This is a genomic window from Leptospira sanjuanensis, assembly GCF_022267325.1.
GTDB classification, from domain to species: Bacteria; Spirochaetota; Leptospiria; order Leptospirales; family Leptospiraceae; genus Leptospira; species Leptospira sanjuanensis.
In genome coordinates, this window is the sequence record NZ_JAIZBG010000001.1 from 1,321,508 (window position 1) to 1,347,257 (window position 25,750).

General features: G+C 46.1%; 19 protein-coding genes. 12 read left to right on the top strand and 7 right to left on the bottom strand.

Annotation, left to right across the window (positions count from 1 at the left end):
• Nucleotides 1–21: 21 nt before the first annotated feature.
• Genes pyrB through LFX25_RS06040 form a run of 3 tightly spaced genes read left to right on the top strand, consistent with a single transcriptional unit; the run spans nucleotide 22 to nucleotide 2,530 of the window.
• A complete protein-coding gene (gene pyrB / locus LFX25_RS06030; protein ID WP_238729426.1) occupies nucleotides 22–948 on the top strand; it encodes an aspartate carbamoyltransferase in 927 nt (308 codons plus the stop codon).
• Between the two features lie 6 nt (nucleotides 949–954).
• Entirely contained in the window at nucleotides 955–1,320 is a 366-nt protein-coding gene (locus LFX25_RS06035; RefSeq protein WP_238729427.1) for a DUF2203 domain-containing protein, read from the top strand.
• Nucleotides 1,304–2,530, top strand: a complete 1,227-nt coding sequence (locus LFX25_RS06040) for an LL-diaminopimelate aminotransferase (protein WP_238729428.1) — start codon at nucleotides 1,304–1,306, stop codon at nucleotides 2,528–2,530. The genes LFX25_RS06035 and LFX25_RS06040 overlap by 17 nt, the downstream gene beginning before the upstream one ends.
• Before the next feature lie 266 nt (nucleotides 2,531–2,796).
• Here the strand turns inward: LFX25_RS06040 and LFX25_RS06045 are convergent, their stop codons facing one another.
• The 4 genes from LFX25_RS06045 to LFX25_RS06060 form a co-directional block, all read right to left on the bottom strand.
• Entirely contained in the window at nucleotides 2,797–5,199 is a 2,403-nt protein-coding gene (locus LFX25_RS06045) for a right-handed parallel beta-helix repeat-containing protein (protein ID WP_238729429.1), read from the bottom strand.
• 197 nt (nucleotides 5,200–5,396) lie between these two features.
• The gene (locus LFX25_RS06050) at nucleotides 5,397–6,671 is read right to left on the bottom strand and encodes an LVIVD repeat-containing protein (protein WP_238729430.1); all 1,275 of its coding nucleotides are present in this window, start codon (nucleotides 6,669–6,671) and stop codon (nucleotides 5,397–5,399) included.
• Between the two features lie 9 nt (nucleotides 6,672–6,680).
• Nucleotides 6,681–10,124: a TPR end-of-group domain-containing protein gene (locus LFX25_RS06055; RefSeq protein ID WP_238729431.1), complete on the bottom strand. Its 3,444-nt coding sequence runs from the start codon at nucleotides 10,122–10,124 to the stop codon at nucleotides 6,681–6,683.
• 173 nt (nucleotides 10,125–10,297) lie between these two features.
• Complete coding sequence (locus LFX25_RS06060; protein ID WP_238729432.1) at nucleotides 10,298–11,203, bottom strand: hypothetical protein; 906 nt, start codon at nucleotides 11,201–11,203, stop codon at nucleotides 10,298–10,300.
• Nucleotides 11,204–12,130: 927 nt separating this feature from the next.
• Here LFX25_RS06060 and LFX25_RS06065 point away from each other — a divergent pair.
• The 5 genes from LFX25_RS06065 (at nucleotide 12,131) to LFX25_RS06085 (ending at nucleotide 16,161) form a co-directional block, all read left to right on the top strand.
• Nucleotides 12,131–13,300: a transcriptional regulator gene (locus LFX25_RS06065; RefSeq protein ID WP_238729433.1), complete on the top strand. Its 1,170-nt coding sequence runs from the start codon at nucleotides 12,131–12,133 to the stop codon at nucleotides 13,298–13,300.
• 148 nt (nucleotides 13,301–13,448) lie between these two features.
• Nucleotides 13,449–14,903, top strand: a complete 1,455-nt coding sequence (gene rho, locus LFX25_RS06070; RefSeq protein ID WP_238729434.1) for a transcription termination factor Rho — start codon at nucleotides 13,449–13,451, stop codon at nucleotides 14,901–14,903.
• Nucleotides 14,904–14,922: 19 nt separating this feature from the next.
• Nucleotides 14,923–15,126, top strand: coding sequence for a 50S ribosomal protein L31 (rpmE, locus tag LFX25_RS06075; protein ID WP_118955328.1), 204 nt, complete (start codon nucleotides 14,923–14,925; stop codon nucleotides 15,124–15,126).
• A gap of 58 nt (nucleotides 15,127–15,184) precedes the next feature.
• Nucleotides 15,185–15,976 (top strand): pentapeptide repeat-containing protein, encoded by a 792-nt coding sequence (locus LFX25_RS06080; protein WP_238729435.1) that lies wholly within the window; start codon nucleotides 15,185–15,187, stop codon nucleotides 15,974–15,976.
• On the top strand, nucleotides 15,973–16,161 hold the full coding sequence (locus tag LFX25_RS06085; protein ID WP_238729436.1) for a hypothetical protein: 189 nt from the start codon (nucleotides 15,973–15,975) through the stop codon (nucleotides 16,159–16,161). The genes LFX25_RS06080 and LFX25_RS06085 overlap by 4 nt, the downstream gene beginning before the upstream one ends.
• 419 nt (nucleotides 16,162–16,580) lie before the next feature.
• Here LFX25_RS06085 and LFX25_RS06090 read toward each other — a convergent pair whose 3' ends face one another.
• The 3 genes from LFX25_RS06090 to ispG form a co-directional block, all read right to left on the bottom strand.
• Nucleotides 16,581–17,873: a FecR family protein gene (locus tag LFX25_RS06090; RefSeq protein WP_238729437.1), complete on the bottom strand. Its 1,293-nt coding sequence runs from the start codon at nucleotides 17,871–17,873 to the stop codon at nucleotides 16,581–16,583.
• 4 nt (nucleotides 17,874–17,877) lie between these two features.
• The gene (locus LFX25_RS06095) at nucleotides 17,878–19,677 is read right to left on the bottom strand and encodes an adenylate/guanylate cyclase domain-containing protein (protein ID WP_238729438.1); all 1,800 of its coding nucleotides are present in this window, start codon (nucleotides 19,675–19,677) and stop codon (nucleotides 17,878–17,880) included.
• 394 nt (nucleotides 19,678–20,071) lie between these two features.
• Nucleotides 20,072–22,063 (bottom strand): (E)-4-hydroxy-3-methylbut-2-enyl-diphosphate synthase, encoded by a 1,992-nt coding sequence (ispG, locus tag LFX25_RS06100; RefSeq protein ID WP_238731516.1) that lies wholly within the window; start codon nucleotides 22,061–22,063, stop codon nucleotides 20,072–20,074.
• A gap of 258 nt (nucleotides 22,064–22,321) precedes the next feature.
• Between ispG and LFX25_RS06105 the strand changes: the two genes are divergently transcribed.
• From LFX25_RS06105 to LFX25_RS06120, 4 genes are all read left to right on the top strand, one after another.
• Nucleotides 22,322–22,558: a hypothetical protein gene (locus LFX25_RS06105; RefSeq protein ID WP_238731517.1), complete on the top strand. Its 237-nt coding sequence runs from the start codon at nucleotides 22,322–22,324 to the stop codon at nucleotides 22,556–22,558.
• A gap of 352 nt (nucleotides 22,559–22,910) precedes the next feature.
• Nucleotides 22,911–23,447: a hypothetical protein gene (locus LFX25_RS06110; RefSeq protein ID WP_238729439.1), complete on the top strand. Its 537-nt coding sequence runs from the start codon at nucleotides 22,911–22,913 to the stop codon at nucleotides 23,445–23,447.
• A 26-nt stretch (nucleotides 23,448–23,473) separates the two neighbouring features.
• Entirely contained in the window at nucleotides 23,474–23,947 is a 474-nt protein-coding gene (locus tag LFX25_RS06115) for a hypothetical protein (RefSeq protein ID WP_238729440.1), read from the top strand.
• Nucleotides 23,948–24,246: 299 nt separating this feature from the next.
• Nucleotides 24,247–25,554, top strand: a complete 1,308-nt coding sequence (locus LFX25_RS06120; protein WP_238729441.1) for a hypothetical protein — start codon at nucleotides 24,247–24,249, stop codon at nucleotides 25,552–25,554.
• Nucleotides 25,555–25,750: the final 196 nt, after the last annotated feature.

Here is a 25,750-nt window from a genome sequence, read left to right on the forward strand (position 1 = left end):
TTTTCTACATTCTGTCGCTTAATGTCCTATAATCATAAGAACGTCCTCGACACGGAACAATTCTCAAAAGCGGATCTTGATTTTCTTATCGGAAAAACGAGAGACATGGAACGATTGGTCGAACAGAACAAAGCGTTCGGAATCCTAACCGGAAAACTTTTGGCTTCGTTGTTCTTTGAAGCTTCCACAAGGACCAGACTTTCCTTTGAAGCGGCGATGGAACGTCTCGGAGGAAGAGTGATTTCCACCGTGGGGTTTCAGTTCTCTTCGATCTCGAAAGGGGAAACGTTGTATGACACCATGAAGATGATCGAAGCCTACGCGGATATCGCGGTGATCCGTCACCCGGTCGAAGGTTCTTCCCGAATCGCCGCGGGCGCGGTGAAGATTCCGGTCATCAACGCCGGAGACGGTGCGGGGCAGCACCCGACGCAGGCTATTCTCGATCTTTATACGATCATCTCCGAAAAAGGAACGTTAGACGGTTTGACCGTCGCGTTTGTCGGAGATCTGAAATACGGCAGAACGATTCATTCGCTTATCAATTTACTCAGACATTACAAAGTTCGTCTGTATCTGATTTCTCCTCCCGAACTTGCGTTACCGGATTCTTATAAAAAAGGTCTGGAAGGATATCCTCTGACACTCGAAGAGACGACCGATATCAAAGCGGTTTGGGATTGCGACGTCGCTTACGTTACTAGAATTCAGGAAGAACGTTTTCCCGATCACAAAGAATACGAACGTCTCAAGGATCTTTTTAAGATCAACAAGGAGTTGATTCTCGCTTCAAAGAAGGAGACGACGATTCTTCATCCTCTTCCGAGAGTGAACGAACTTTCCACGGATGTCGACGATCTTCCGAATGCGGCGTATTTCAGACAGGCAAGATATGGAGTCGTAAGCAGAATGGCTCTTCTTTGTCTTTCTTTGGGTCAGGATTTCTAATCGTCTTTGGAACGGAAACTCTGGACATACGAAGAGGCTCGTAAAATTCTACCCGTAATCAGGGAGATTACGGAGGAATATTATTCTCACGTATCGGAACTGACGGTTCAACTTCGGGAGCGGATTCTTCCCGAAAACGAAATGGAAAAAAAAGAGGAAGAAGTTCGGATTTCGATCTTCGAATGGTCTTCCAAAATTCAGGAATACGGAATCGAAGTCAAAGGACTTTGGCTTATCGATTTCGATAACGGACACGGATATTATTGCTGGCACCTCGGAGAGGAGGATCTTCTTTACGAACACGGTTACGAGGAAGGTTTTGCCGGAAGAAAACTAATCGATAAGGATAGGGAAGATGGCGAACATCAATGAGAATTATTTAAAATTAAAAGCGGGATATTTATTTCCGGAAATTTCAAAACGCGTAAAGGTTTATTCCGAAAAAAATCCTTCCGCAAAAATCATCCGCTTGGGAATCGGGGACGTGACGCTTCCGATCGTTCCTTCGGTCGTAAACGCGATGGTTGAAGCTTCCAAGGAGATGGGAACCGCGGGCGGTTTTCACGGTTACGGACCGGAACAAGGATATTCATTTTTGCTAAAGTCCATTGCCGATAACGACTACGCACCTCTCGGAATTAAAATCGACGAAAGCGAGATTTTCGTTTCGGACGGATCCAAATGCGATTGCGGAAACATTCAGGAAATTTTTTCCACCGATGCGAAGATCGCAGTGGCCGATCCGGTTTATCCCGTGTATGTCGACACGAACGTGATGGCGGGAAGAACGGGAGAGATCGGAGCCGACGGAAGATACTCCAATCTGATCTACATGCCCGCAACGAAAGAAAACGGGTTTCAACCGGAAATACCGAAAGAAAAAGCGGACATCATCTATCTTTGTTATCCGAACAATCCGACCGGAACCGTGACCACGAAAGAAAACTTAAAGGCTTGGGTGGAATACGCGAAGAAAAACAATTCCATCATTCTTTACGATTCCGCATACGAAGCGTTTATCAGCGAACCGGGCGTTCCGCGTTCGATCTACGAAGTCGAAGGCGCAAAAGAAGTCGCGATCGAGTTTCGTTCCTTTTCCAAGACCGCGGGATTTACTGGATTGCGCTGCGCTTATATCGTCATTCCGAAAGAACTCAAAGGAAGAACCCGCGGAGGAGAAGAAGTCTCCATCAATTCATTATGGAGCAGAAGACATACGACTAAGTTCAACGGAGTTTCGTATGTGACTCAGAAAGGCGCGGAAGCTTGTTATTCTCCGCAGGGCAAAAAAGAAATCCAAGGTTCGATCGCGTATTATATGTCGAACGCGGCAAAGATTCGCGAAGGTTTGAAAAAGGCCGGCTACGAAGTGTTCGGCGGAGTCAACGCTCCTTATATCTGGCTCAAAACTTCTGATAAACTTTCCTCTTGGGATTTTTTCGATCTACTTTTGGACAAAGCGCAGGTTGTGGGAACTCCCGGTTCCGGATTCGGTCCCGCGGGAGAAGGTTATTTCCGACTCAGCGCCTTCGGTAAAAAAGAGGATGTGGAAGAGGCGATCGCAAGAATCTCTTCGCTTTAAGTTTTAAACGTTAAGTCGATCGACTTTGAAAAGGGGACTTTTTTAGTCCCCTTTTTTATGAGAATGTGGGAACTGCTGCAGCGGTTTTCCGGCGGTCTGTTCTAAGCAAAAAGCCGTCGTTATGGAACGCCTGACAACGATTCGATGAACGACTCTATGACGTTTCGTTTGGGAATAACGACGGAACGGAGACGTCTGCAAATCGATGTCGTTTTAAAAAATCCGAATAAAAACGAGCTTACACTCGGACCACGCGCGTCTCCCGATCAAGGCGCGCAGTTTCCGTTGACTTCAAACGCTCCGATCGAATAACCGAAAGACCCGAGCGGAACGGGAAGAGGAGCGACGTCGTTCGTTCTCGTGTTTCCGAGCAAGTCCGATTGATACAGTTGCAGCACAGGAGGAGCGAAACCCGGATCGACTCCTCCGTAAACTGAATTGCAGGGGGAAGAGGAGCTGAGCCTAAAAACCTGAGTCGCGCTTGTGGGCGCAGCAAAGTTCGGATTGTGCGAAAAGTTCATTTGCAGATTGTTTGTCAACGGAAGAGAACAGGTGAAGAAATCGAGCATGACGCCCGGTTCCGGTCCGCAGAGTTTATACGGCGCTCCGTTCGAAGTGGCGAGTGTATTGCATCCGATGAAATTGTTACCCGAAACAGTAGACGTAGCGCTTACGTTATTCGTATCGTAGTTCAGGCAGACGCTGGTCGTTGCACCCGGATTTGCGAGAACCTGATTGTTGATCACATTGATACGCAAATTCCCCGGAGAAGACTGTTGATGAATCCCGTAGGAGCGCGTGGTTCCGTTTCCCCCGTAAATCGTATTATTGATAAAGACGAAGTTCGGAGAATTGATGGATAATGCCTGAACCGCCGCGCTCGACCTAACCGAAACGGGAGTCGCGGAGGTAATATGATGAGAATTGAATATGTTATTCACGATTCGCAACGATTGTGTCGTATTGGTCGCTGTGTTGTTCACCATAATCCCCAGAGAAAAATCCAAACCGTCGTTGATGTTGACGTGTGAACCGCCGTTGATGTAGTTGTTGCTGATCACACCTTGAGTTCCTTCCAGAATTCTCATACCGACCGAAATCGAATTGCCGCTTCCCCCGAGAATGTAATTTCCCGCTACGACGAGATTCGGACCGACGTTGTAAAGATACATCGCCGATTTCGTAATGAATAGACCGTATGCGGAAGTCACGTCCGTTGCGCCGAGGATCAAGTTTCCCGTGATGATCAAGGAAAAACCCGCGGTATTTAAATTGCTCAGCCAGATTCCGGTCCCCCATGCGTTGAACTGGTTGGTAATGATCGTAAAACCTTGGATCATCATGTTGGAAGTCATCGTAAATGAACCTCCCGCGATCGGAGTGCAGGTTCCGAAATCGGAACCTCCGCAACCTCCGGTTCCCACGTCGTCTCGAATGATCGTCGGATATGCGGTCGAATCTCTCGCTTGAAAGTCGTTTCTGAAACCGCCTAAAAGCTGGAGTTTATCCTTCAGGATAATTCTTTGGCCCATACCGAACATCGAATACGTTCCTTGCGAAACCAAAACGAAACAAGGGGTCGCGGTATTACACTGAGTGATCGCATATTGAATTTCGTTGCAAGCGTTCGCGATCGTGTCGCATGTTCCCGCAGCTAAACCGCCTACCTTGACGTATTTGATCTGACTCGTAACTCCGTAGCGGATCGGAGAAGTTATCTGGAAAGGACGATTGGTTCCGGATTCCGTGCAACCGGAAAGCTGAATGCACTGACCGAGCCCTCCCGGCCAACTCACGTTAGGCGTAATCGAAACCGTGTTCCCCGCATAACTAAGCGCAGTTATCGGATTGGCGAACGGTGCGAGATCGGAAGAGCAAGCTCCGGACAAAGGTGTCGGCGTCGGTGCGGTAAAGTTACAGCTCAGAGGAGTAACCGGTTTTGAAAACGTAAACTGGATCGTGTCGCCGACGTTAATCGCCGTTTGATTTACGGGGGAAGCGCCCGTCAAACTCAGGCAATTCACGTTGAGCGTCACAGGCGCGTTGTTGATCGTCCCGGCCGAGGGAGGAAGCGCTTCGATTACGCAATTGTGTTGGTTCGGACTGGAAAGAACTACAACCGAATAATTTCCCGTATCGGGAACTTGCGCCGAAAAAGCATAATTCCCGTCCGAGCCTATGCTGAGAGTATCCACGTTTCCGTTTCGAATCGAAAGACTTCCCGTAGCGCCTGAAGCGATCCCGAAAACGTTCACGTTTACGTTGAAAAAACTCGTTCCGCAGTTAATCTCCACAAGATTTAAGCCGGGAGAAACGGTTCCTGTCGGATTCGTGATGACGCAGGTTTGATTGGGAGAAGTGTTCGGTTGCCTTTCGATCGAAACGGCGAAATTGGAGAATCGTTGCAGTTTTTTTGCGAACTCGAAATCTCCGTTGGACGAAATCGTAAGAGTTTCCGAATTCTGATTGGAAATTTGAAAAGAAGCTCCGCTTGCGAGTCCTTGAACTTGAACTTTCAAAGGGAGAGACGAATTGGAAATAAAGTAATTCGAAAATAAGGTCGCGTCAATGATGGATAAACCGCTTGGTTTAGGAACGCAGTTGGAAATCAAGAAAAGGCAGGAAAGAACTTGGAATCCTATTTGTGTGGATTTATAAAATTTATGCATCTTTTTATAAATATAATTATTTAAAGAGGCAACAAATTGACTGTGCGTTTTTACTCGTTTTTTTAATTTTGCGTTTGAAAGTTATAAATAGAAATTCCCGATTTCTCAGATATTCGAGAAATCGGGAATGAAAGAAAGAGGGAAGGTCCGTTTCTCCTTACTCATCGAAACCGATCGCCGAAGTATCAAAACTTGTTCTAAAGGCGCGGAGGTTCGAGTGAAACGATTTTTTGAAAGGGGGAATTTTCTCCGATTTTGAAGGTGAAAAAATTATTTCCGTGAGTGGCGAAAAGATAATTTCCTATTTTCTGAACGCATTTTAAGGAATTCATAGGATAGGCGTTATTCAGTCGCGATGGGTCGAATTTTTCTTCCGAATCGGAACTTGCCGCTTCTTGATTCTTTGCGTTTTCCGCTGAACTTCTGTCATTCTCGGTTTCGTTGGAGTCCTTGAGCTCTTCCTCATCCGAGCCGCTTGAATCTTCATCTTTATCGTCGCTTTCGTAATCTTCCGCTTCATCCGAGTCTGAATCTGCATTATCCTCATCGTTTCCTTCGTCATAGTAATCTCGCTCAACGTCGTATTCCGGGTCGATCCTTTTAGGATTGCTCGGAACTTCGATGTATTCCTTTGAATTACCATCCTCAAACTGTTGAAACAACGGTGCGATTGAATGATTGGAACGATTAAAGAGTGCATACGCATAATCGAATCCGAATAACACGTTTCCATCCGAAAGAGAAAGACAAACCTTCGGAGTTCGTTCGATACGGATCGGTTCTCCTATCGGTTGAAGACTGTCGTTCAATATAAGAATAGAAGAATATTCTTTTTTTCCTTTTTTCGTCTCTCCGAATAACGCCGCACCCGAAGAGATCGTAAATACGTCGGACGGATTGAAATCCGGGAATTCCTTCCGAGAAAGGATCTCGACGTTTCCGTTTTGGACGGAAATCTCATAAAGAAACCGGTCATCGTGCAAACCGTTCGTCATTAAAAAGTGATCGTGGAAGGGAACGAATTGTTTAGCGTATCCCTTTGCGATTTTTTGTTTTGCGGTCGGTTGGATTTCGTCGGGTTTGCGCAAGTCTACGACTCCGACTCCGTCCCAGTTCATCGCAAGAAGAGCCTTATCGGATACGATCTGCACGTCGTAAAGTTCGTATCCGAGTAGAATGTATGAATCCAAACGTTTCGGATCGGAAACGTTTTCCAACGAGAATTTATGAACCGCTCTTCTGCTTTCCGTCGCATACAATACTTCGTCTTGAATGGCTAGGCTGCCGATCGCGCTTTCGAAAGTAAGCGATCGAACTAGATTCGGAGCCTCTGGATTTTCGAGACTAATGATATGAATTTCTCGGGCGCTTCCGTATAATTCGCAGACGAACGCATGATTTTTATGAATTAAAAATCGGTTCGCGCAGGATAAGTTCAGTCGATTGATTAACGTTAAATGATTATTTGTCATGGATCGCTCTCAGTGGATGGAATTTAAGAATTCTTGATATACGGAATGATCTTTTACGGATTCAAAATCCTTTTCCGCAAGAATCTTCGCCTTATTGTAGTTTTGCGGTCCGATTCGGTTCGCCTCTTTGAGATGAAACACGCATTTTTCCGGATCTTCCAACTTGGAATACAAGCAGGCCGCGTTGAAATGGGCGAGAGAATAATACTGTTTGAAGACGGTGGAATATTGTTCGTTCAAATCCCCTCCGAGAACCTTCTCCGCGAACGTATCGGTTTCGTCTTTTTGATAATCGAAACGACTCCAATCCATCGAAAATAGATTCTCGGCCACCTCCTTAGCTTTTTCCAAGTTTCCGGTTTGAATATGAATCACGCTCAAGTTCGTCGCCGTGAGAACGTATTCCGGTTTTTTAGAATTCATTTTCTTTAATATACTTTCCATCAGGAGCCCGAGTTCTGAAAGTTTACCCTCTTCCTGGAAAGCCCAGTGAACGGAAAGAAAAGAATTCAGGATCGTTTCGTGTTCCAGTTCCGCGACCGATTGAACGATCACCGAAGAATTTTGAAGTTCCTTGAATTTTACAAACAGACTTTTGCTGAGTTCGTTCGCGGAAATATCGCGGTATTTCTTGATAAAGAAAGCGAGGTTCTTTTGGAAGACCGGGTTTTCGAATAAACGTTCTTTTAGGTAAGGATTTTGATAGAATAATTTCAAGATCGGGAAAGAGGATTCCTGTGTTTCTTCCCAATCCAAGATCTGTAGAAGTTCTTCGGTGAAATTTGCTGCCTGATCGATCAGCTTGTGTGCGATGGAACGATTGAGCGAAGAATTTCCAGGTTTTAAAGATGCGACCAATTCTTCGACGCTAAGAGAATCGGTTTTCGAAACGACTTCGTATTTCTCGGTTTTGGATCGAAGCCAATCTTTATGCAAATCAATTACGATTTTGGAATATTCCTCCTTGAGGACTTTGGAAAACGGATCGTTTTCGAAAGAATCCAGCCTTCCTGAAAATTTTCCGTCCGTAAAAAAATCCTTTTCGAAATCGATTTTGACTTTTTCGTAAAATGCGTACAGTTTTCCCGCGGAAAGTATTTCCCATCGGTGCTCGGAAGCAAGCAGGTATAAAAAGAACGCTTTTGTAAATACGAAATCGTCCTTCCACAAAATCGGTAAAACGGATCTTAATTCTTCGATCGCTTTTGAAATTCCGTTTTTTCGCTCGATATGGGATACTTTCAAAAAATATAATAAAGAATTTTTCGGAAATTCTTCGATCGTCTTTTGGATATGTTCGAGCGAGTTCGGTTCGTCGTTCAGATAGGATTCGATCGCTTTTGCGGCGATTCCGCATCGCAGAGAAAACTGATGACTCGGTTCGAGCGATTCGATCGCATTCAATCTTTGAAGGAGTTCGGTCATTTCAGAAACGATTTTAAAAAACCGTTCCTTGTTTTTGCCGGCGGACTTTTTGATTCGTTCGCTATAAAAGAACGCAAAGCGTTGGAGGATCGGTCCGGCGTCTTTTAAGAGAGCCGTTAAAAGAAATTTGAAGATTCGATTTCGATCGGCTTCTTTTTCGATGTTTTCGTAATATAACGAAAAACCGGGATCGCTGTCGTAGAGTAGATTCTCCCATACGGACGCCTTCGCGAGGGAATCGATATCGGTTCGAATCGTTTCGGCAAATTGTTTCCAACGATTGGCCGGAGCTTGTTTGGACCATTTATGATAGAAATCCTCCATGTAGAATTCGTTTCTTTGGTGGAGCTGATGAATCAAAGGATGGATGTCTTCGCAACCGATTTTATACAAAACCGGAGCGATGTTTCGCGTAACGTCTTCGTTGAAACGTTCTTGATTGTACCGTTCCAGAACTTCGATCACCGCTGGGACGGAACGTTTTGCCTTTTGTCCGAGAGAATGGAGGCGGTCTTCGAATACGAAATCCCAGGCTTCTCCAAACCAAGGGAATTCTTCGGGTAAACAACGAACGAGTTCTGTCATTAAATCCAGATACTCTTCCGGCGGATTTTTTTCGATCGGATGCCGTTCGGAAGGTTTCCAATCGTTTTCCTTTAGTCTGTATTCGATCTCGAAAGCGCGGATGCGAAATCCGGGATGGGGAGAATGTTTCATTCGATCGATCGCTTCCTTGAAATACGCTTCCGATTCTTTTTTGAATTCTTCGGGAATTTCAACGTAAGAACTGGTGATGATATATGTGAAATCCTGAATGTAAGGGAGGGCTTGCTTGTAGTTGTCTTCCAGTGGAGCGGGAGGATTGAGAAAAACCTGTTTTTGAAATCGTTTTGCGGATTCCAGATGTGATTGCGGATCTTTCCGGGCGAGTCTCCAAAAGAAGGAAGAGAACGCGGTCGGTCCGAACTTCATGGTTTTTTTCAGAACTGCTGCGAACTCCCGATTCTTCGCATTCGCTTCCAATTGTTCGATTTCTTTTTTCTTTTCCTCATATTCGAGAAAGGAATTTTGAGAGGCTCGTTCCAGGAATTTTTTCCACTGCGGTTCGCCGTGGGTCAAACGGAGCAGAGTCTGGAATTCGTTGGAATCGGATTTGTTCAAAAAATCCAAGGAAAACAAAAATTCTTCCAGAGGGGAAGGGGGTTCTTTCGCCTCTGAGGATTTTTCATGCAAGGATTGATGAGGATTGTCCGTTAGATCCTTCAGCCCGATCGGAGAACGAACCTCCAACAGAAAACGGTCCTTTTTGTCTAAGTCGTAACAACCCTCCGCATTGATAAGAACGTAGAACGGGAAAGCCTTCGGAAATTTCGCAAAGCGTTCGTTTAATAAAAGTGTTTCTACGATTTTACGAATCATTTTAGAAAATAATAATAACTTAATGTGAATGTGAAGCTTCTTCCCCTTTAACTTTTCGCCGAGATAAGAAACATTATATTTTCCCGATTTTAGATCATAGATGAAATCGTAGGATTCGGAAGATTCTTCCGGAGGATAGGAATCGGAGTCCCAGATCAGTTCGTGATTGAGTCCGAAGATCGGCGAGATTTCATGGGTCTTTGTATCGAAGTGAATCGAATCCGCGACCGCATTGCAGAATTCGTAATCGCTCATCTTGAATAAAATTCCGTTGAACGGTTTGAATCGATGGGATTGGAGGGCCGCTTCCGTTAAACTTTCTTCCAGAATTTCGAGAATCCGATCGACCCTGTGCTGCAAGGGTTCGTCGAAGTGAAACTGTTCGACCATTTCCTTGAAATGTCCCGACAAGGTTCCTCTTTTTTGCTCGTCGTCATCGTGAAGAAAATCCGTCGGTTCTCCTTTTCTTCCTTGGTTCGTTTTTTCTTGGAAGATCGTTTCGAGCAATTGCATCGCTCCGTCGAAATCGAAAGTATGAATTCGTCCGTAGAATTCGGAGTCATAGTTGCGGTCCGTTTCTTTTTGAAAGTCTTTCGGTTGGAAGATCATGAGTCACCGTGTCGGGAGAATGTGTTGGATTCAATAACGGATATTCCGCCTTCTTTCGTAGCACTTTTTGTATGTGTCGTGTGCGAAATTAAAAATCGAGAAAAACGATTTGTTATTAAAATGCCGATTGAACTTTCAATTTACAACTCGACGTCTTTTGACGCCAAAACTGATCAAGGAATGATGACTTTTTTAAATAAGTAGCTGTCCTTGAATCCGCCCGAGCCATCCGAAACCTGATACGAACTGATTCCGATACAAGCGTTCTCGTTATATGTATCCGAATTTACACTGTGAAGTTCGGTTGTATAGGTTCCCGGAGCGACCGAAACGGGGGGTTCGCCTGCGCTGAATAACTCGATATAAGAGAACGGAAATGGTCCTGTTCCTCCGGAAGGAGTGGAAGATGTCAGGTCCATATATAGATATTCCTCTGCGTTAACCGTAGTTACACTTCCTCGAAACTCGATCAGATTTCCGTTGGTCGTTACTTGAATACAATGTTCCGCACAATTCCCGATCGTAGTCGGTGCGGAGACGGCGTTGGCGCAAGGACCGGCCGGGGGAGTAGGCGCCGTGGAAAGAATGGACTTGGATGATTTCCCGAACGAATTCGAAGCCAGCACAAAGATCCGATAGGGTTGTGTCGTTTCCGGAGATAAAAACGTAAATTCATTCGGGAACATTGGGTCGGGATTGAGGCGTTCTTGAATATAGTTTTGTACCGTAGTTCCGTCCGCACTGAGCGCAATAATGTTCGGTCTTCCTAAGTATGCTTTTAGAGTCAAAGGTCCGGATGGAACATTTTGAAACGAAAAAGTAACTGTAACTCTTTGCCGATCGTCGCCACCCGCTCCGGTTACGTACGCAGTTTGAACAGCTAAGTCGTTTAAGATCGGCCTAAACGGAGATTCGGGCTGACTTGGATTTCCAGTATCATTTCCATTCACACCCGTTCCGATCTTGTTGGAACTACCACCGGCTAAGGAAATCAAAAGAGCGCTTAAGTCATCCGATCCGCCGGTCGGCTTGCAGAAGGAAGCTGATAGCAGAAAAATCAAGGCTGCGACTTGTTTCATTTTAAAAACGGATTTTCTTTTTTTATAAGGCAGTGGTGGACGGAACTCCGGTCCAAATTTCATAGATGCACCATTCTATTTTTGTAATTTATAGTTTCATTGTATACTTGCGCGTTATGGGCCAAAAGTGATTTAGTGACGACCGCTTGTGCGAACGTTAGACCTCTATTGTAGATAGCAACGTGCTTGAAATTCTTTTTGTCAAATTTTATTCCAAACAAAAAGAGCAGGCTTGTAATATAGGAATCGTCTTATGGGTTAGATTATTTGAAAACTATAATGTAGTCATCTTATTGTAAGTTGATCGTCCTTTGGTCTCGCTCGCTGCTCACACATCCTGTTTCTTTCGAATTTTTTGCACATTGAAATCGACGGAGTTCGATCTTCGAAGATTCCTACCCGCTGCTTCCGATTCCGCTCTCAGTCTCCGCTTTTTCGAAACGGGTATGAACTCATAAACCAAGCGACATTCGATGATTTTCCCGATCGGGCATTTGGGTAGAGCGGACTTAGACGCAACGCATCTGATGAAACGAACGTAGTCGCGAATACAGCTAAACTGTCCGAATTTTGAGATCCGATATCGCCACAGTCGAACGACGCTTCTCCGGCTTTTCTCGCAGGAATTTTGGGGAAACGAATCTCGGGATTCTTACGTCGGCGGACTACATATGTCTTGGAAACTGTGGGAACTCCCACGTTCACAGCGATAGAATGGAAAATTGCTTCCGAATTGTGGGAACTACCACAGTCACAACCGTCGGACGGAAAACAACTCTCGAACTGTGGGAACTCCCCGCAATTGCGAGAAATCTTTTTCCCCCGACCGGCTTTTTAGCACTTCAAAAAAGAGAGGAATTTTCTGACAGACCGGAAAATAAGAGTATTCTGACGCCAAATCGGCACTTGGAAAAAAGATCCGTTTTCATGAAAATAGAAGCCTTATACAAATACTTTCTCATCACTCCGGCCACGCATCTTCCGGTAGTGGACGAATCGGGGGATCTCGTCGGGCTTTTATCGCGCAAGTTGATTCAGATGGAAATGGCGGATCTTAGTTCGTCCGACCGAGAATATTCCCAACTTCCCGAATCCTTTTTAGAAACGGAAATCCCCGAGTCCTTTTTTCAATACTTCCAAAGACAAAGCTCGATTCCGGTGCTTACGAAAACCGGTGAAAAAAAGGAAGAATGGGATAAAGTTCAAGTCATGGCGGGTTTGGGAAAACTCGTTTCCGGAAATCGTCCCGAACCGGCTCCGATCACCGAAGAAAAAAAACAGGAACAAGAGCAGAATTCCCGTTTTTGGTTTATGGAACTCATTCTGCAGAATTTTCCGGACGGACTACTTGCGACGGATCTAGAAGGAAGTTCGATCTTTTACAACGAAACCTTTGAACAGAACATTCTTCCCAAAAAATACTTCCGCGATTCGATCCTGCAAGCGGAACGAATTCTCAAGGAAATGAGCAAGAATTTATTGGCGGACTATCTGAAATCCAACGAACTCAAGCTCGACGGAAATTCTCCCTTCTCTCTGCAAACCTACGTCACCGAACTCGAGTGTAACGTTCGCATCATCGTTCTCAAACAAAATTCCAAGATCGCGGGTTATCTGTATCATTTCGTTTCTCCGCGTTCTTCGGTCGGCCGTCAGGATGAAAGCGGTTTGGAATTCCCATCCGTAAGCGATGCTTTCTTTCAAAAGCTTCCGCTCGAAACCATGCTAAAAGAAGTGGAAAGCTCGTTTATCTTCCATTCGTTAAAGCGAAATCAGGACAATATCTCTCATACGGCTTTGGAGCTCGGCGTTCCTCGAACAACCCTTCAAAATAGGATCAAATTTTTGGATCTGCAAAGCCGTTATTCGCTTTCGAGGGAGAATCCGATTCCTCGTAAAAAGGCGGGTATAACGTCCTCACCATCCGAAGACAAAGGAACGCATCCGAAAACAGTAGAAGGAACGAACGTTTCCAAACAAACTTCTCCTTCCAAAAAGCAGGGGAAGAATGTTGTGAAAACCGGTTCTTCTCCCAAAAAGAATTCTTCGAAATCGAACGCTTCTAAATCTACCGCAAAAAAAAGAAAAGCCCGCTGAATAATTTCGTTGACAGCCTTCTATAAAGTCGGTTACTTCATGAGTAGAGCCGATCTAAACAGATCTCTTCTCCACCCTGTATTCTCAAAAATAAAATCTCAAAAAGGCGAATCCTTCCCCTTTTTTAAAACTCAAGTAGCTCCTTAATATGGCAACAGCAAGACGAGACAATAAGAACAGACACCACCACCAGAATAATAACCACAACCAAAACGAGTCCGAAACGACCGATTCAATCGAAGAAGAAGGCGTCAGTCAAGAATCTCAAGATTTCGAATCTTCCGATAACGCGGATCAAAGATCCCGCAACAAACGCAAACGGGGAGGATACGAAGGTCCGACTCCCGCTCCTATCGATCTCGTCGAACTGAAGAAAAAAGCGATCGCCGATTTAATCGAAGTCGCAAAAGGTCTCGGAGTTGAAAATACCGGCGGTCTTAAAAAACAAAATTTGATCTTCGCCATTCTCCAAGCGCAGGCGGAAAGAGACGGTCAAGTTCACGCCGCGGGTGTTATGGAGAAGTTACCGGACGGTTACGGATTTTTAAGATCTCCCGATTATAACTACGTTCCGGGTCCGGACGATATTTATGTTTCCCCTTCTCAGATCAAACTTTTCGGTCTTCGAACGGGGGATACGGTGGAAGGTCAGATCCGTCCTCCGAAAGAATCCGAACGATTCTTTGCGATGCTTCGTGTGGAAACGGTAAACGGTTATACTCCCGACGTCGCAGGCAAACGTGCCCTTTTTGACAACTTAACTCCTCTGTATCCGAACGAAAGGCTCAAGATGGAATACGATCCTTCGATGCTCGACACGAGAATTTTAGATCTCATGTGTCCGATCGGGAAAGGACAACGCGCTTTGATCGTGGCTCCTCCGAGAACCGGTAAAACGATTCTCATGCAGAATATCGCGAACGCGATCACCTCCAATCATCCAGAATGTACTCTGATCGTCCTTTTGATCGACGAGCGTCCGGAAGAGGTGACCGATATGGCTCGTCACGTTAAGGGAGAAGTAGTTTCTTCCACGTTTGACGAACCGGCACAAAGACACGTTCAAGTCGCGGAGATGGTCATCGAAAAAGCGAAACGTCTCGTGGAACACGGTAAGGACGTCGTCATTCTTCTGGATTCGATCACTCGTTTGGCGAGAGCCTACAACCAGGTCATTCCGACATCCGGGAAAATTCTTTCCGGCGGGGTGGATTCCAATGCGCTTCACAAACCGAAACGGTTTTTCGGAGCCGCGAGAAACATCGAAGAAGGCGGTTCTTTGACCATCATTGCGACCGCTCTGATCGACACCGGTTCCAAAATGGACGAGGTCATCTTCGAAGAATTCAAGGGAACGGGTAATATGGAAATTCACCTCGATCGGAAACTTTCCGACAAACGGATTTTTCCCGCGATCGATATCAATAAGTCCGGAACCCGTAAGGAAGAACTCCTGATCACCAAAGACGTTCTCCAGAAAGTGTTTGTCCTGCGAAAAGTACTTTCTCCTATGAGCATCACGGAAAGCATGGAATTATTGCTGGAAAAAATGCGTCTTTCCAAGACAAACGACGCATTTTTGGCCAGTATGAATACCCAATAAGCGCTTAAAAAGGGAATTTATGAAAACCGGAATTCATCCAAACTATAGAGCGGCGAAAATTAGCTGCGCATCCTGTGGAACCGTTTACGAAACGAGAACTTCCATCGGCGATATCAACGTGGAAATTTGTTCTGCTTGCCACCCATTCTTTACCGGAAAATCCAAACTCGTGGATACGACCGGTCGGGTTGACAAGTTTAAGAAAAAATACAAGATGCAGTGAGAGTTTTCTCTCTCCTATCCTCCTTTATGCCGTCTAAAAACCGGGCAGGTGAACTTTCATGAGTGTAATGGACTTCGCACGGTACAAACAGATCAACGACGATCGCGTCAACTATCGTGAGATGGAGGATGCGACCGTAGTTTCCAACTACCGCAACGTCGGTTGCGGCGACGGTTACCGCATTTATCTTAAAATCGATTCTACAGATCATGTAACGGACGCGAGTTATACCACGACCGGTTGCGGTTTTGGAATCGTCGCTCTGGCGATGGCGACCGAGTTCGCCAAAGGCAAATCCGTTCAAGAACTGAAGGACGTAACTCCGGCCGATCTTGAAAAGATGTTCGAGTTTCCGGAAAGACGTAAAAATTATCCCGAGTCTGCGGTCGCAGCACTTTTGCAAGCGGTGAAAGACTATGAAAGCGGAGAAGGGGTTCCTAAGGAAAAAAGAATCACCGCGGGTAAGGCCCTGGAGATTCTCAAGGAAAAAGGTTCTCTCAAAGGCGAAGACCTTTCCAGTATTATATTAGAAAAACTTAATTTTGACGGAGTCGATTTCGGCGGGGCTAACCTCGGACACGCGTTCCTTCAGAATTCTTCCTTTGTGGGCGCGAACTTTTCGGGCGCGAAACTCAGAGGTTCCTTCTTGAACAACGCCGATCTTCGGAACGCGAACTTTCGCGGAGCCGATTTGCGTTGGGCGAAACTCGCGGGAGCAAATGTGGAAGGCGCCGATTTTACGGATGCGATCTACGATATCGGAACGCGTTTGGATCAAAAGCAGATCCATCTATTCAGCGTGATGAAAAAAGAAGGAAAAGATCTTTATCTCAACAAAGAGGCCGAATGAAACCGGGCGACAAAGTTAAGATTACCAAACGTACCTTTCTTCACAACGGAATTTTCGTTCACACAAACACGATCGTAGAAGTGATTTCCTTTGAGGGCGACAAGCTCGTCGTTTTGTTTCACGACAAAGAAGGTTTTACCCACAATATCGAAACTCTCACTCCGGCCGATGTAGTTCCGGCATAGAACACGCCGCTGAGTTATGCCGACCATCGAACGACCCGTAGGGAGTGAGATGCTGAGTTCAAATGCGTGTTCTGTTGGAGTTCCTACGGATCGCTGAAATTCGACAAAAACCGTCTTTTAGGAAAACGTGGTAGTTCCTACAATCTCGAAAATAAAGAATCTACAAAGACGTTGAGGGTTGCGTTTCGGATCGCGACACCCACTTCGCGGAAAGCTTTCGCCTGATCGCCCAGCGTGTTTTGGCTAATTCGCTCCCTACGGGTCGCTATTTCTCAAGTTTGACTTGAGAGCCAACGGCGACGCTCCGCTGCCTTTTGGCTAATTCGCTCCCTACGGGTCGCTATTTCTCAAGTTTGACTTAAGAGCCAACGGCGACGCTCCGCTGCCTTTTGGCTAATTCGCTCCCTACGGGTCGCGAATTACATTCTTAAGAATTCTCTTTGTTCCTTGTCTTCCCGTTCTCTTCTGCGTTTTTCTTTCTCTTGTTTCAGAAGTTCTTCGGGAGTCCATTCGCGGGCCGGCTTTGTCTTTTTCATTTCCTGTGAGGAAGTGGAACCGCCGCCTTTGTTGTCTTTTTGAGAAGATTCGGTGTTTTTGAATTCTCCGCGGTTTTGATTCGGAGTGGAATCGGATTTTTCTTGGATCTTCGTCTGTTCGTATTTCTGTTTATTGACATAGTCGCCAGGATCATACGTCGAACCGGATTTGGAAGCGCCGGTTTCGTTTTGTTTTGAAGCGTTGTTTTTGTTCGTATCTCCGGGGCGATCGAGTTTTAATCCGGACTTGGTATGCGCACCTGTGTTTCCATTACCACTGGCGGATGTTCCCGAGTTTGGGTTGGAAGAATTTGTTCCACCGCTGTTTGAATTGGAACCGGTGGTGGATCTGTAATTCGGATTTCCGTTGTCATAGGTTCCATAATTGGAGTTAGACTCGGAATTCGTGGAGTTGCCTGGGCTCGTGGCAGATGATCCGCCGGTCGTTGAACCCGTGTTAGACGAAGAGGTGTTTGCCGAAGCAGACGTAGCGCCGGACGAAGAGGAAGCCGCGGAATTGTTTCCGTTTGCGGAAGAATTGGCGGCCGCCGTGATCGACGCGGCTGTTTGAATGCTATCGGGAACGGGAAATAATTTTTCAAATCCATCCAAAGACTTTTTCGGAATCATCGGATACGGATTGCTCGGATCCGCTTTGATCGATCCGGAAAGAATGGAATATTCCAGCGATTTTCGATCCTTCCGTTTTTCGACATTGACGATCCCTTCGACGAGTTTCAGAACTCCGTCCCCGGAACGGATTCCAAGAGAAGAGGGGTTCTCTTTGTTGTTCGGTTTTCTCGTTACCTGAAGACCCCCGGAAGAAATTTCCAAACTCGCGCGGTTGTCCAAATAATCGATAAAGACCATGGAATTTTCCGCGATCATAATCTCGCTTCCGTCCAAAAGGCGAACCTTGACTTGGGAGCCTTCCGAGGTTAAAATCGTGTCGCGGTTTTGAATCGAATTCCCCGTTTCGATCTCTCTCCAAACGACTTCGGAATCGTACTTTCTCTGAATGGTATTGGACTTATAAAGAATGGTCCCGATGACTTTTTGAGAACCCTGATATCCGTATTGCGTATAATCATACAAGAATACGGCCGTAAACAGGACTATGTTGAAGATCAAAATCAACAACAACGGTCTGTCGCCTGAAAGAAAGCGATCTCTCATACCGTTATTTAGACCCGCCCGACTTGAACTCCAGTCCGATTTGTTTTCTGAGTTCTTTCAAATTCTTAGGGCAATTCTTATCTTTGGAATGTCCCAAAACCGCGTAGATGGTTTGCAGGGATTGTTTTCCCTTTACCTTGATGGGCTTTAGTTTTTCCACGTTATAGATTCCTTTCACCTTTTCGTAAGAATTTCCGGTGATCAAAATGTCCGCTCCGAATTCTTTCGTGAGGGATTCTACTCGGGAAGCGAGATTGACCGTATCTCCGATGACAGTATATTCCAGACGATCCTCGGAACCGATTTGACCGGCGATGACTTCTCCCGTATTGATTCCGATTCCGATCGAGATCCTCGGTTTTTTATCGGTGCCTCTTCCTTTATTGAACTGCAAAAGACTCTTACGCATATCGAGCGCCGCGTTGATCGCGTTTTCCGTATCGGAATCGGTATGTCCCAATTCTCCCCAAACCGCCATGATCGCATCCCCGATGTATTTGTTGACGCTTCCGCCGTTTGCGTTGATGCACTTAACCATCGCCGTAAAGTATTGATTTAAGAATTCGACGACGAGTTCCGGTTCGATTCTTTCGGAGATCGAAGTAAAACTTCGGATATCGGAGAAAAGAATCACACATTCCCGTTTATCTCCTCCGAGTTTGACTTCTCCTTTGAGAACCATTTCGGCGATGTCCTTGTTGACGAACTTGCCGAACGCGTCCTTCATCTTATCCCGATCCGAAAGTCCCTTTCCCATCTCGACAAAGGAAGAAGTGAGTTTTCCGATTTCGTCTCCGGATTCCGGTTCCAACGTAAGATGAAAATTTCCTTTTTCGATTTCTTTGGAAGCGTCCACGAGTTTGAGAATCGGACGGGTCAATCTTCTTGAATAAAAGAATACGAAGAGGATCGATACGTTTACCACGACGATCATCAGATAGATATTTCGTTTTTGAATATTATAAACTTCTTCAAAGGCTTTCTTTTCCGAAGTGCTTGAAATCACTCCAAGTCCCGCATAACCGATCCTTCGGAAAGAGCCGAGATAGAACTGATTGTCTTTTCCTTTGTAACGTGTTTGCCCGTTGCTCATCGTGCTGTCCAAAAGATTCTTCACGATCGGATCGTCCGAAACATTGATCGGTTGCAGAATCAATTTCGGATCGGAATGCGCGATCAGTTTTCCGTCCTGACTCACGAGAAAAAATTGGGTGATTCCGGACGTTTTAAAAGAATCTAATATAGAATCCATCTTTACGAGGGAAATCACGATGGCGGTATTCACCCCGTCTCCGATTGTGATCATAAGATATAAGACCGGTTTTTGGAAATCGGGAGATACGTTCAATACTACGGGTTTTCCCGGTTGGGCTTTTCGTTGTCCGTTCAAATATTTGCGGACGATCTTATCCGATTCTTCCGGGGAGATCTTCAGTTCTTTGAGGGAGTTTTCGTTGACGATCCGTTTGACTCCGGCGTAATCTCCGTTTTCTTTTCTGAAAATTTTCAGATAGAAGATGTCTTCGTCGTTTTGAAGAATATCGTTCGAACCTTCGGAATTTGCGACGGCCCTTGCAAGAAGTAGGGAACGTTTGGTCAACGATGCCATATCGGAACGGACTTTCTGACTGATCACGTCGGTCAGTTTCAGGTTGTTCTCCTTGATCCGAACCTCGTTGTCCGATTTGAAAAAATACGTTGCGAGAGCGATGATGACTCCCAAAGAAACCAGGATGATGAAGGAAATAATCACCATCAACTTTTGGCGGATATTCCAGTTGTATAAATTGAGAAATGAATTCATAACGTTTCCGTTCGCGTCTTGCTATCCGATAAAAGAGTCTATGTCACCCGGAACAATCTATAAAACAACACTATTTTGCGGATTCTCTTAAAATGATCGGATTTCGGGCATTCAGAATCGAGCAAATAAACGAAACTCATTCGATTTCCATTCTATAAAACGCTGTCTCGTAGCCGGCGCGGCGTCTTTCGGCTCGATCTTTCTGACAAAGTGTGCCCGAGGTCTGGGGGACGCGCGGTAAAAGAAAAATCAAAACAAATCTTGGAAAAAAATTAACTGATCGTTGTCTTTGCTTCGTAAAATAAGGAAAGGTGTGTGTCTGACGTTTCCGCGCATCTCAGCTTTCGCTGAGAACCAACGGCGACACTCCGTTGCCTTTTGGTAATCTCGCTTCCTAAGGGGCGCTCGATTCCCGCCACATTCCGTTGTCTTTGATCAGTTCCACGAGTTTTTCATCCGCAACTTCGCTCGGAACGTTCTTCATTACGATTTCCTTCCCTCGGTAGAGGTGTACTTTCCCTGGGCCGGCACCTACGTACCCGAAATCCGCGTCCGCCATTTCTCCCGGCCCGTTTACGATACATCCCATTACGGCGATTTTTACGCCTTTGAGATGTCCCGTTCTGGCCTTGATTCTCGCGGTCGTTTCCTGAAGGTCGAATAACGTTCTTCCGCAGGAAGGACAGGAAATGTATTCGGTTTTTGTCAAACGGAGTCTTGTACCCTGCAAAAGGTCATAAGAAAGTTGGAACGTTTCTTCGAGCTCCTCGAGTTTCGGCGTTTGAATCCGGATCAGATCTCCGATTCCGTCGATTAGAAGTCCGCCGATTCCGATGGCGGCACCGTATAGAGCCTCGTCCGTATTTGCAAACGATCCGTGCAACAGGATCGGAAATTCGTGACGGCTCAGAATATTTCCGAGTTTGCGGTAGTCGTAGAGGATTTCTCCGGTTTCGAGGGAAAAAATCACGTTTTTGATTCCAATTTCGGCTAACGTTTCCGGAAGTCCCTTGAGGGATTCGATCCGTTCTCCGCTCGTATGAATCTCGGTATACAATCCGGCGCTTTGTCTTTCCCGCAGAAAGGCCAGCATCTTTTCTCCGTCTTGAAATTGGAGAAACGGATCGAATACGATCTTGGGAAACCGTTTGAGTTCCTTTTGGAGTTTTTCGTTGAGAGAAACGTTCTTGGCGAGAAGAATTCCGACCGGAATTTCCAAAGCCTTTGCGGACTCCGTGATTTCGCTTAATAAATCGGGAGAAGGGGAATCGACCAAGATGCTTTCGGGTTCGATCGAAAGTGGTTTCCCGTATTGGTAGAGTTTGGCGACGTTCGCAAGAAACGAATTGGAGTTTTCGAATGGAAGGACCGTTTCCACGCGCACCGGATGCGATTCTCCCGCTTCGAATTTTCCGATTCGGATTTCGCCGCTGTAAAATCTTTCGTACGAAAACGGATTTCGAAATTCGGAATATCCTTTCGAACGTTCGGGGGCCGCGCTCCTTGCATTGAACCTGTCGGCGAGGAGTTTTGCGACGGGAACTTCCAGAACCGGATCTTCGGTGAGAGAGACACGAATCGTATCTCCCAGTCCGTCCTCGAGCAAGGAGCCGATTCCGATTGCGGACTTGATTCTTCCGTCCTTTCCGTCTCCCGCTTCGGTCACGCCCAAGTGAAGGGGATAGTCCATTCTAAGTTCGTCGAATCTGGAAGCGAGCAATCGATACGCCTGAACCATCACCTGCGGATTCGAGGCTTTCATGCTTACAATAATATCATAATAATTTAAACTTTCCGCGATGCGTATGAATTCGAGCGCGGACTCGACCATCCCCTGCGGAGTGTCGCCGTAGCGGTTCATGATCCGATCCGAAAGGGAACCGTGATTGGTCCCGATTCTCATAGCGACGCCGAGCTCCTTGCATCGCAGAACAAGCGGAGAAAAAATTTCGCTGATTCTTCCCAGCTCGTCGTCGTACTCCGAATCCGTATAATCCCGAACCGCGAATTTTTTCTTATCCGCAAAGTTGCCCGGATTGATCCTTATTTTTTCAACGTATTCCACGGCCTTCATCGCGACGCTTGGGGTGAAGTGAATGTCCGCGACGAGGGGAACCTTGCTGCCCGCTTTTTTCAACTCCTGTCGAATGGCCGGCAGATTGTCCGCGTCCGCTTGAGAAGGAACGGTCAATCGTACGATTTCGCAGCCAGCTCGCTCCAACTCGAGAATTTGTTTTACCGAGCCTTGCGTATCGGTCGTGTCGCTGTTGATCATCGACTGGATGACGATCGGATTTGCGCCTCCGACTTTCACGTCTCCTACTTTTACTTCTCTCGTTCTTCTTCTCTGATAGCCGAAGGGCGTGTGGTTGTATCTAAAATTCATTCCGTTCATAAGAATCCCCGATCCAACGGAAATTCCCTCTCATCCTAAGACAATTTTGGACGCAATGGTCGCCCCGTCATTCTCCTTTTTTGCGGGATTCCCGCGTCGTTTTTCATCGACGAGATTTGATTCCGGACCTCTCGTTTCCGATAGTACATACACATCTCTGGAAATAAATTGCTTATGGATTTTCCTTCTTTGAAACCCGCCGAAACGTATCGGATCCGTGTTACGGTCGCGATCTACCGGGGAAATATTCTGTCTTATAAAAACGACGTTATCATTCCTTCGGAGTATTTCCGAAGAACCGAGGCGAGGGCGCACATTCAGAAAGAAGTTTCCGAACGTCTTCTACATTCGAATTTTTTTCGCTCTCCGAGGCCGGATTACGATTTGGTCCGTTATACCGAAGAGGCGACCTGCAATACGTTCCTGCGTTATCGAATTCTTTCCTTAAAATCGGGAGAGGGTTTGATTAAGGAGAGAATTCAGTAAGCCGATCGACGCGGACATTCGTGTTCAATCCTTGAATCCCTGAAGACGGACCGAAAATCGACCATTCAAACCAACCAGTGAGACCGTTCGATGCCTGTTCGTTGATTGTTTACGCGGACTTTGATGAAAGTGCCACTGCGCCGCGATTCCTTAAAAATGACCCGCGCGCTTTTTCTTCATCAGCGGGCTCCGCAGGAACGAACGCGGACGACTTCTTTGCAATCCATCGTTAAGCGAAGTGCAGACCTTCGAAATAAATTCTTGCGCAATCGTATCCATCGAGTAACGGATTGAAATTCTTTTGCGTGCAAACGACGGAGCGACCCGTTGTTGCAGGAACACGGAGAAAACAATGACATCCTTGGGCGGAGTTCTAACGAACTGTTTCAAATTCGTATTTCGTTTCGTAAAAAAAAGCCGGTTTCAAAGTTCCGAACCGGTTTCGAGAAACGTTCTGATTCTTTTAGGTCTTCTGTCCTATTCTACAGGACTCTGGTCCGCGGAACTCAAATACGGAGAATTGTTGTTCAAGTGTAGAATGGAAAAACCCCGTTGTTCCTCTCGCGACGTTTGTGTGATCGAATTCTACGCCTACCCGAAGAACGATTCGTATCGGAATCCGTTCGTCACATTGTATCAGGGCGAGGAAAAGAACATAAAGGATCCTGAATATAACTTCGATACAAAGATCGCGCTTCCAGCTACGTACGAAAGAAAGGGGGAAAAACATCTGGTCCGCGTCGAAACCTCCGAATTTCCTCTTCGTTTCGTTTTGGAAATACAAACCGATTCCAAAAAACCGGAACTTGCGTCGATCGGACTTTTTCGAGAAAATTCCGAAGACGACCCGATCCGTTATTATTGCCGTCAACTGAAAGCGGGATATTGATTCTTGCAGAACCCGCAGTACTTTCAATGAATCGAATCGAAGCGGTTTACGATCGTTCTTTCTATTCCGCGGGGGATCATCTCGATATTCGGATCGACGGAGAAATTTTGACTTCGTATATAAATCGAAAATTTCCGAATCGAGATTGGATCGGTTTGGTCCCGACTCTGTTGGATTGGCTTTACGATGAGGGAGAAAGAAAAATCGTCTGGGAAAGAATTCTTCCCGAAGTCGGAGAAAGCGCCGTTGCGCCCATACTGATGTGCCCGGACGATTGCGATTTTTTTTGCACGTTGATCGTAGTGGAAATCGAAAGAACGGAGGAGTTTATTCGTTGGAAACGATTCGGTCTGGACGATTCCGATTTAACGGATTCCGATCTTTCACGGATCGGAAATACGGTGCGTTGGTTTTCCGATTCGGAAGAATTCCTGTTTTCCGAGGAGAACTATTTCGAATTTCTGAATCGATTCGAGCTGGAATTAAAGTCTGTGGGTTAAAATCGGAACACGCCGTTCTATTCTTCCCGAATTTCCCGTTTTCCACGATACGAGCGCTTTCCACGATACGAGCGCTTTCCACGGAATTTCCGGATCGAAAGAATGGGCATATTTTCTTTCATGGAACGATTTTGTTTCCCAGTGAATCGGTCGTCCCGGTCGTTCGAAATGTCTTGAATTCCTGAAAACGAAGGGAAAACTGGCGAAGGTTTGCCAAAGACCAAGCCTTTAGACGGTTCGTATGATTCGATTCGATCTAAGAATGGAAAAAGTCCAAGGCTCCGGAAATTTAGAATCGTATGTCAGGAAACGATAAAAAGATCATAGAGCAGAATTCCCACGGCGAATTTGAACTTACCGCCTATGGAGAATTTTTAAGTTATTTTCATACTCACATCCAGCTCTTCAACGGATTGATCTCCGGTAAAAAAATTTCCCCCACCGATCAGGAAGCGCTCAAACAAAAGATGCGTTCCTACATCGTAACCAATATTCAAAAAACGGAACAATTCTTCGATCATCTTCCCAAGTTCGCCGAATATCTCGGAATGTCGCAGAACGATCTTTCCGCGTTCATGACCAAAAACTTCATGAACACGCACGCGGGGATCAAGAATAAACTCATCGAGCAGGAAAAGTCAAACGCAGGCAAACCGAGAAGAAAAAAATACGCGCGCATCTCCGAAGAAATCGTGGAAACATTCGGCACGCTGGTTCCTCCCGGAAAACGGTTCATCGGAATGGAAGGTTACGTCGTGCTTCGCGACGATGCTACCGGTAAGGATTTGGAACCTTCGATCTCTTCTTTTGGCGAAGCTCCTAAGCCGGGAGAAGAAGGAAGCGCCGCCGTCCGTAAGCCCGCTCCGCCGCCCGTGCCATTGAAAAAACCTCCGGAGAAGTTGATTCTCACGGAACTCGTGGAACGATTCGGCTCCGATTTTTCCGGCAACGCACTCGTATTAAAACGCGAAGAATTGGAAGAAGACGAAGTCCCGAATCCGGTCGCGGTCGGCGGCAACGAAGATTTGTTAACCGAAGTGGAGGATCTTCAGTTCGGCGGATTCGACGAACCGTCGTTTGTCGAAGAGGAACCGATCGTTCCTTCCGAACCGCCCGTGATCATTCCGTTTTCCAAATATATGGAAAGCGTAAACCGTGTGCGTCAGTTTCAAAAGGAAGGACAACCCGACGCTTACAAACGCTGGGTGATGACTCTTCCTCCCGAACTCAGCGCTCTCATCCAACTTCATTCGTTTGTGTTGAAGGAAATGAAAAACGAACCCGTGGATTGGGATTCCGTGATCGCACCGATTTCTTCCCGCATTGGATTGAAGGATACGAGGGTTCGAAAGATTCTCGATTTGACTCGAACGTTCGCGGACCTGCGCGCCGGATTGGAAAGAGCCTTTGTCTCTTCCAAAAACGCGGGACCGGGAATGGAAGAACTCGTGAAAAAAGCCTGGCCTCATATCCTGAAAATTTTCGAAGAATATCCTGACACGACTTCTCTGCGTCAAAAATTGGATCAGCTTTTTCTGAGGATCCCGGACGCGAATCAGAGAAAAAAACTCGGAGATCTTTTTCTTCCAGTCGCACAAAAACTCTAACCTCGTTTACGAACGTTTTCCTGCTTAAACTTCGAGCAAAAGGCGACGAAGATAAACGACTCACTTGCCTTCGAAACAGTCTAACTCGAAGAGATCTTTTTTTAGATGAGGATGTCGTTTTGCGAAGAACGCGTTCTTGAAACCGAATGGATCGAAGCAGGAGGCCGTGTTATACTTGAACGAACGAGAGGAAGGG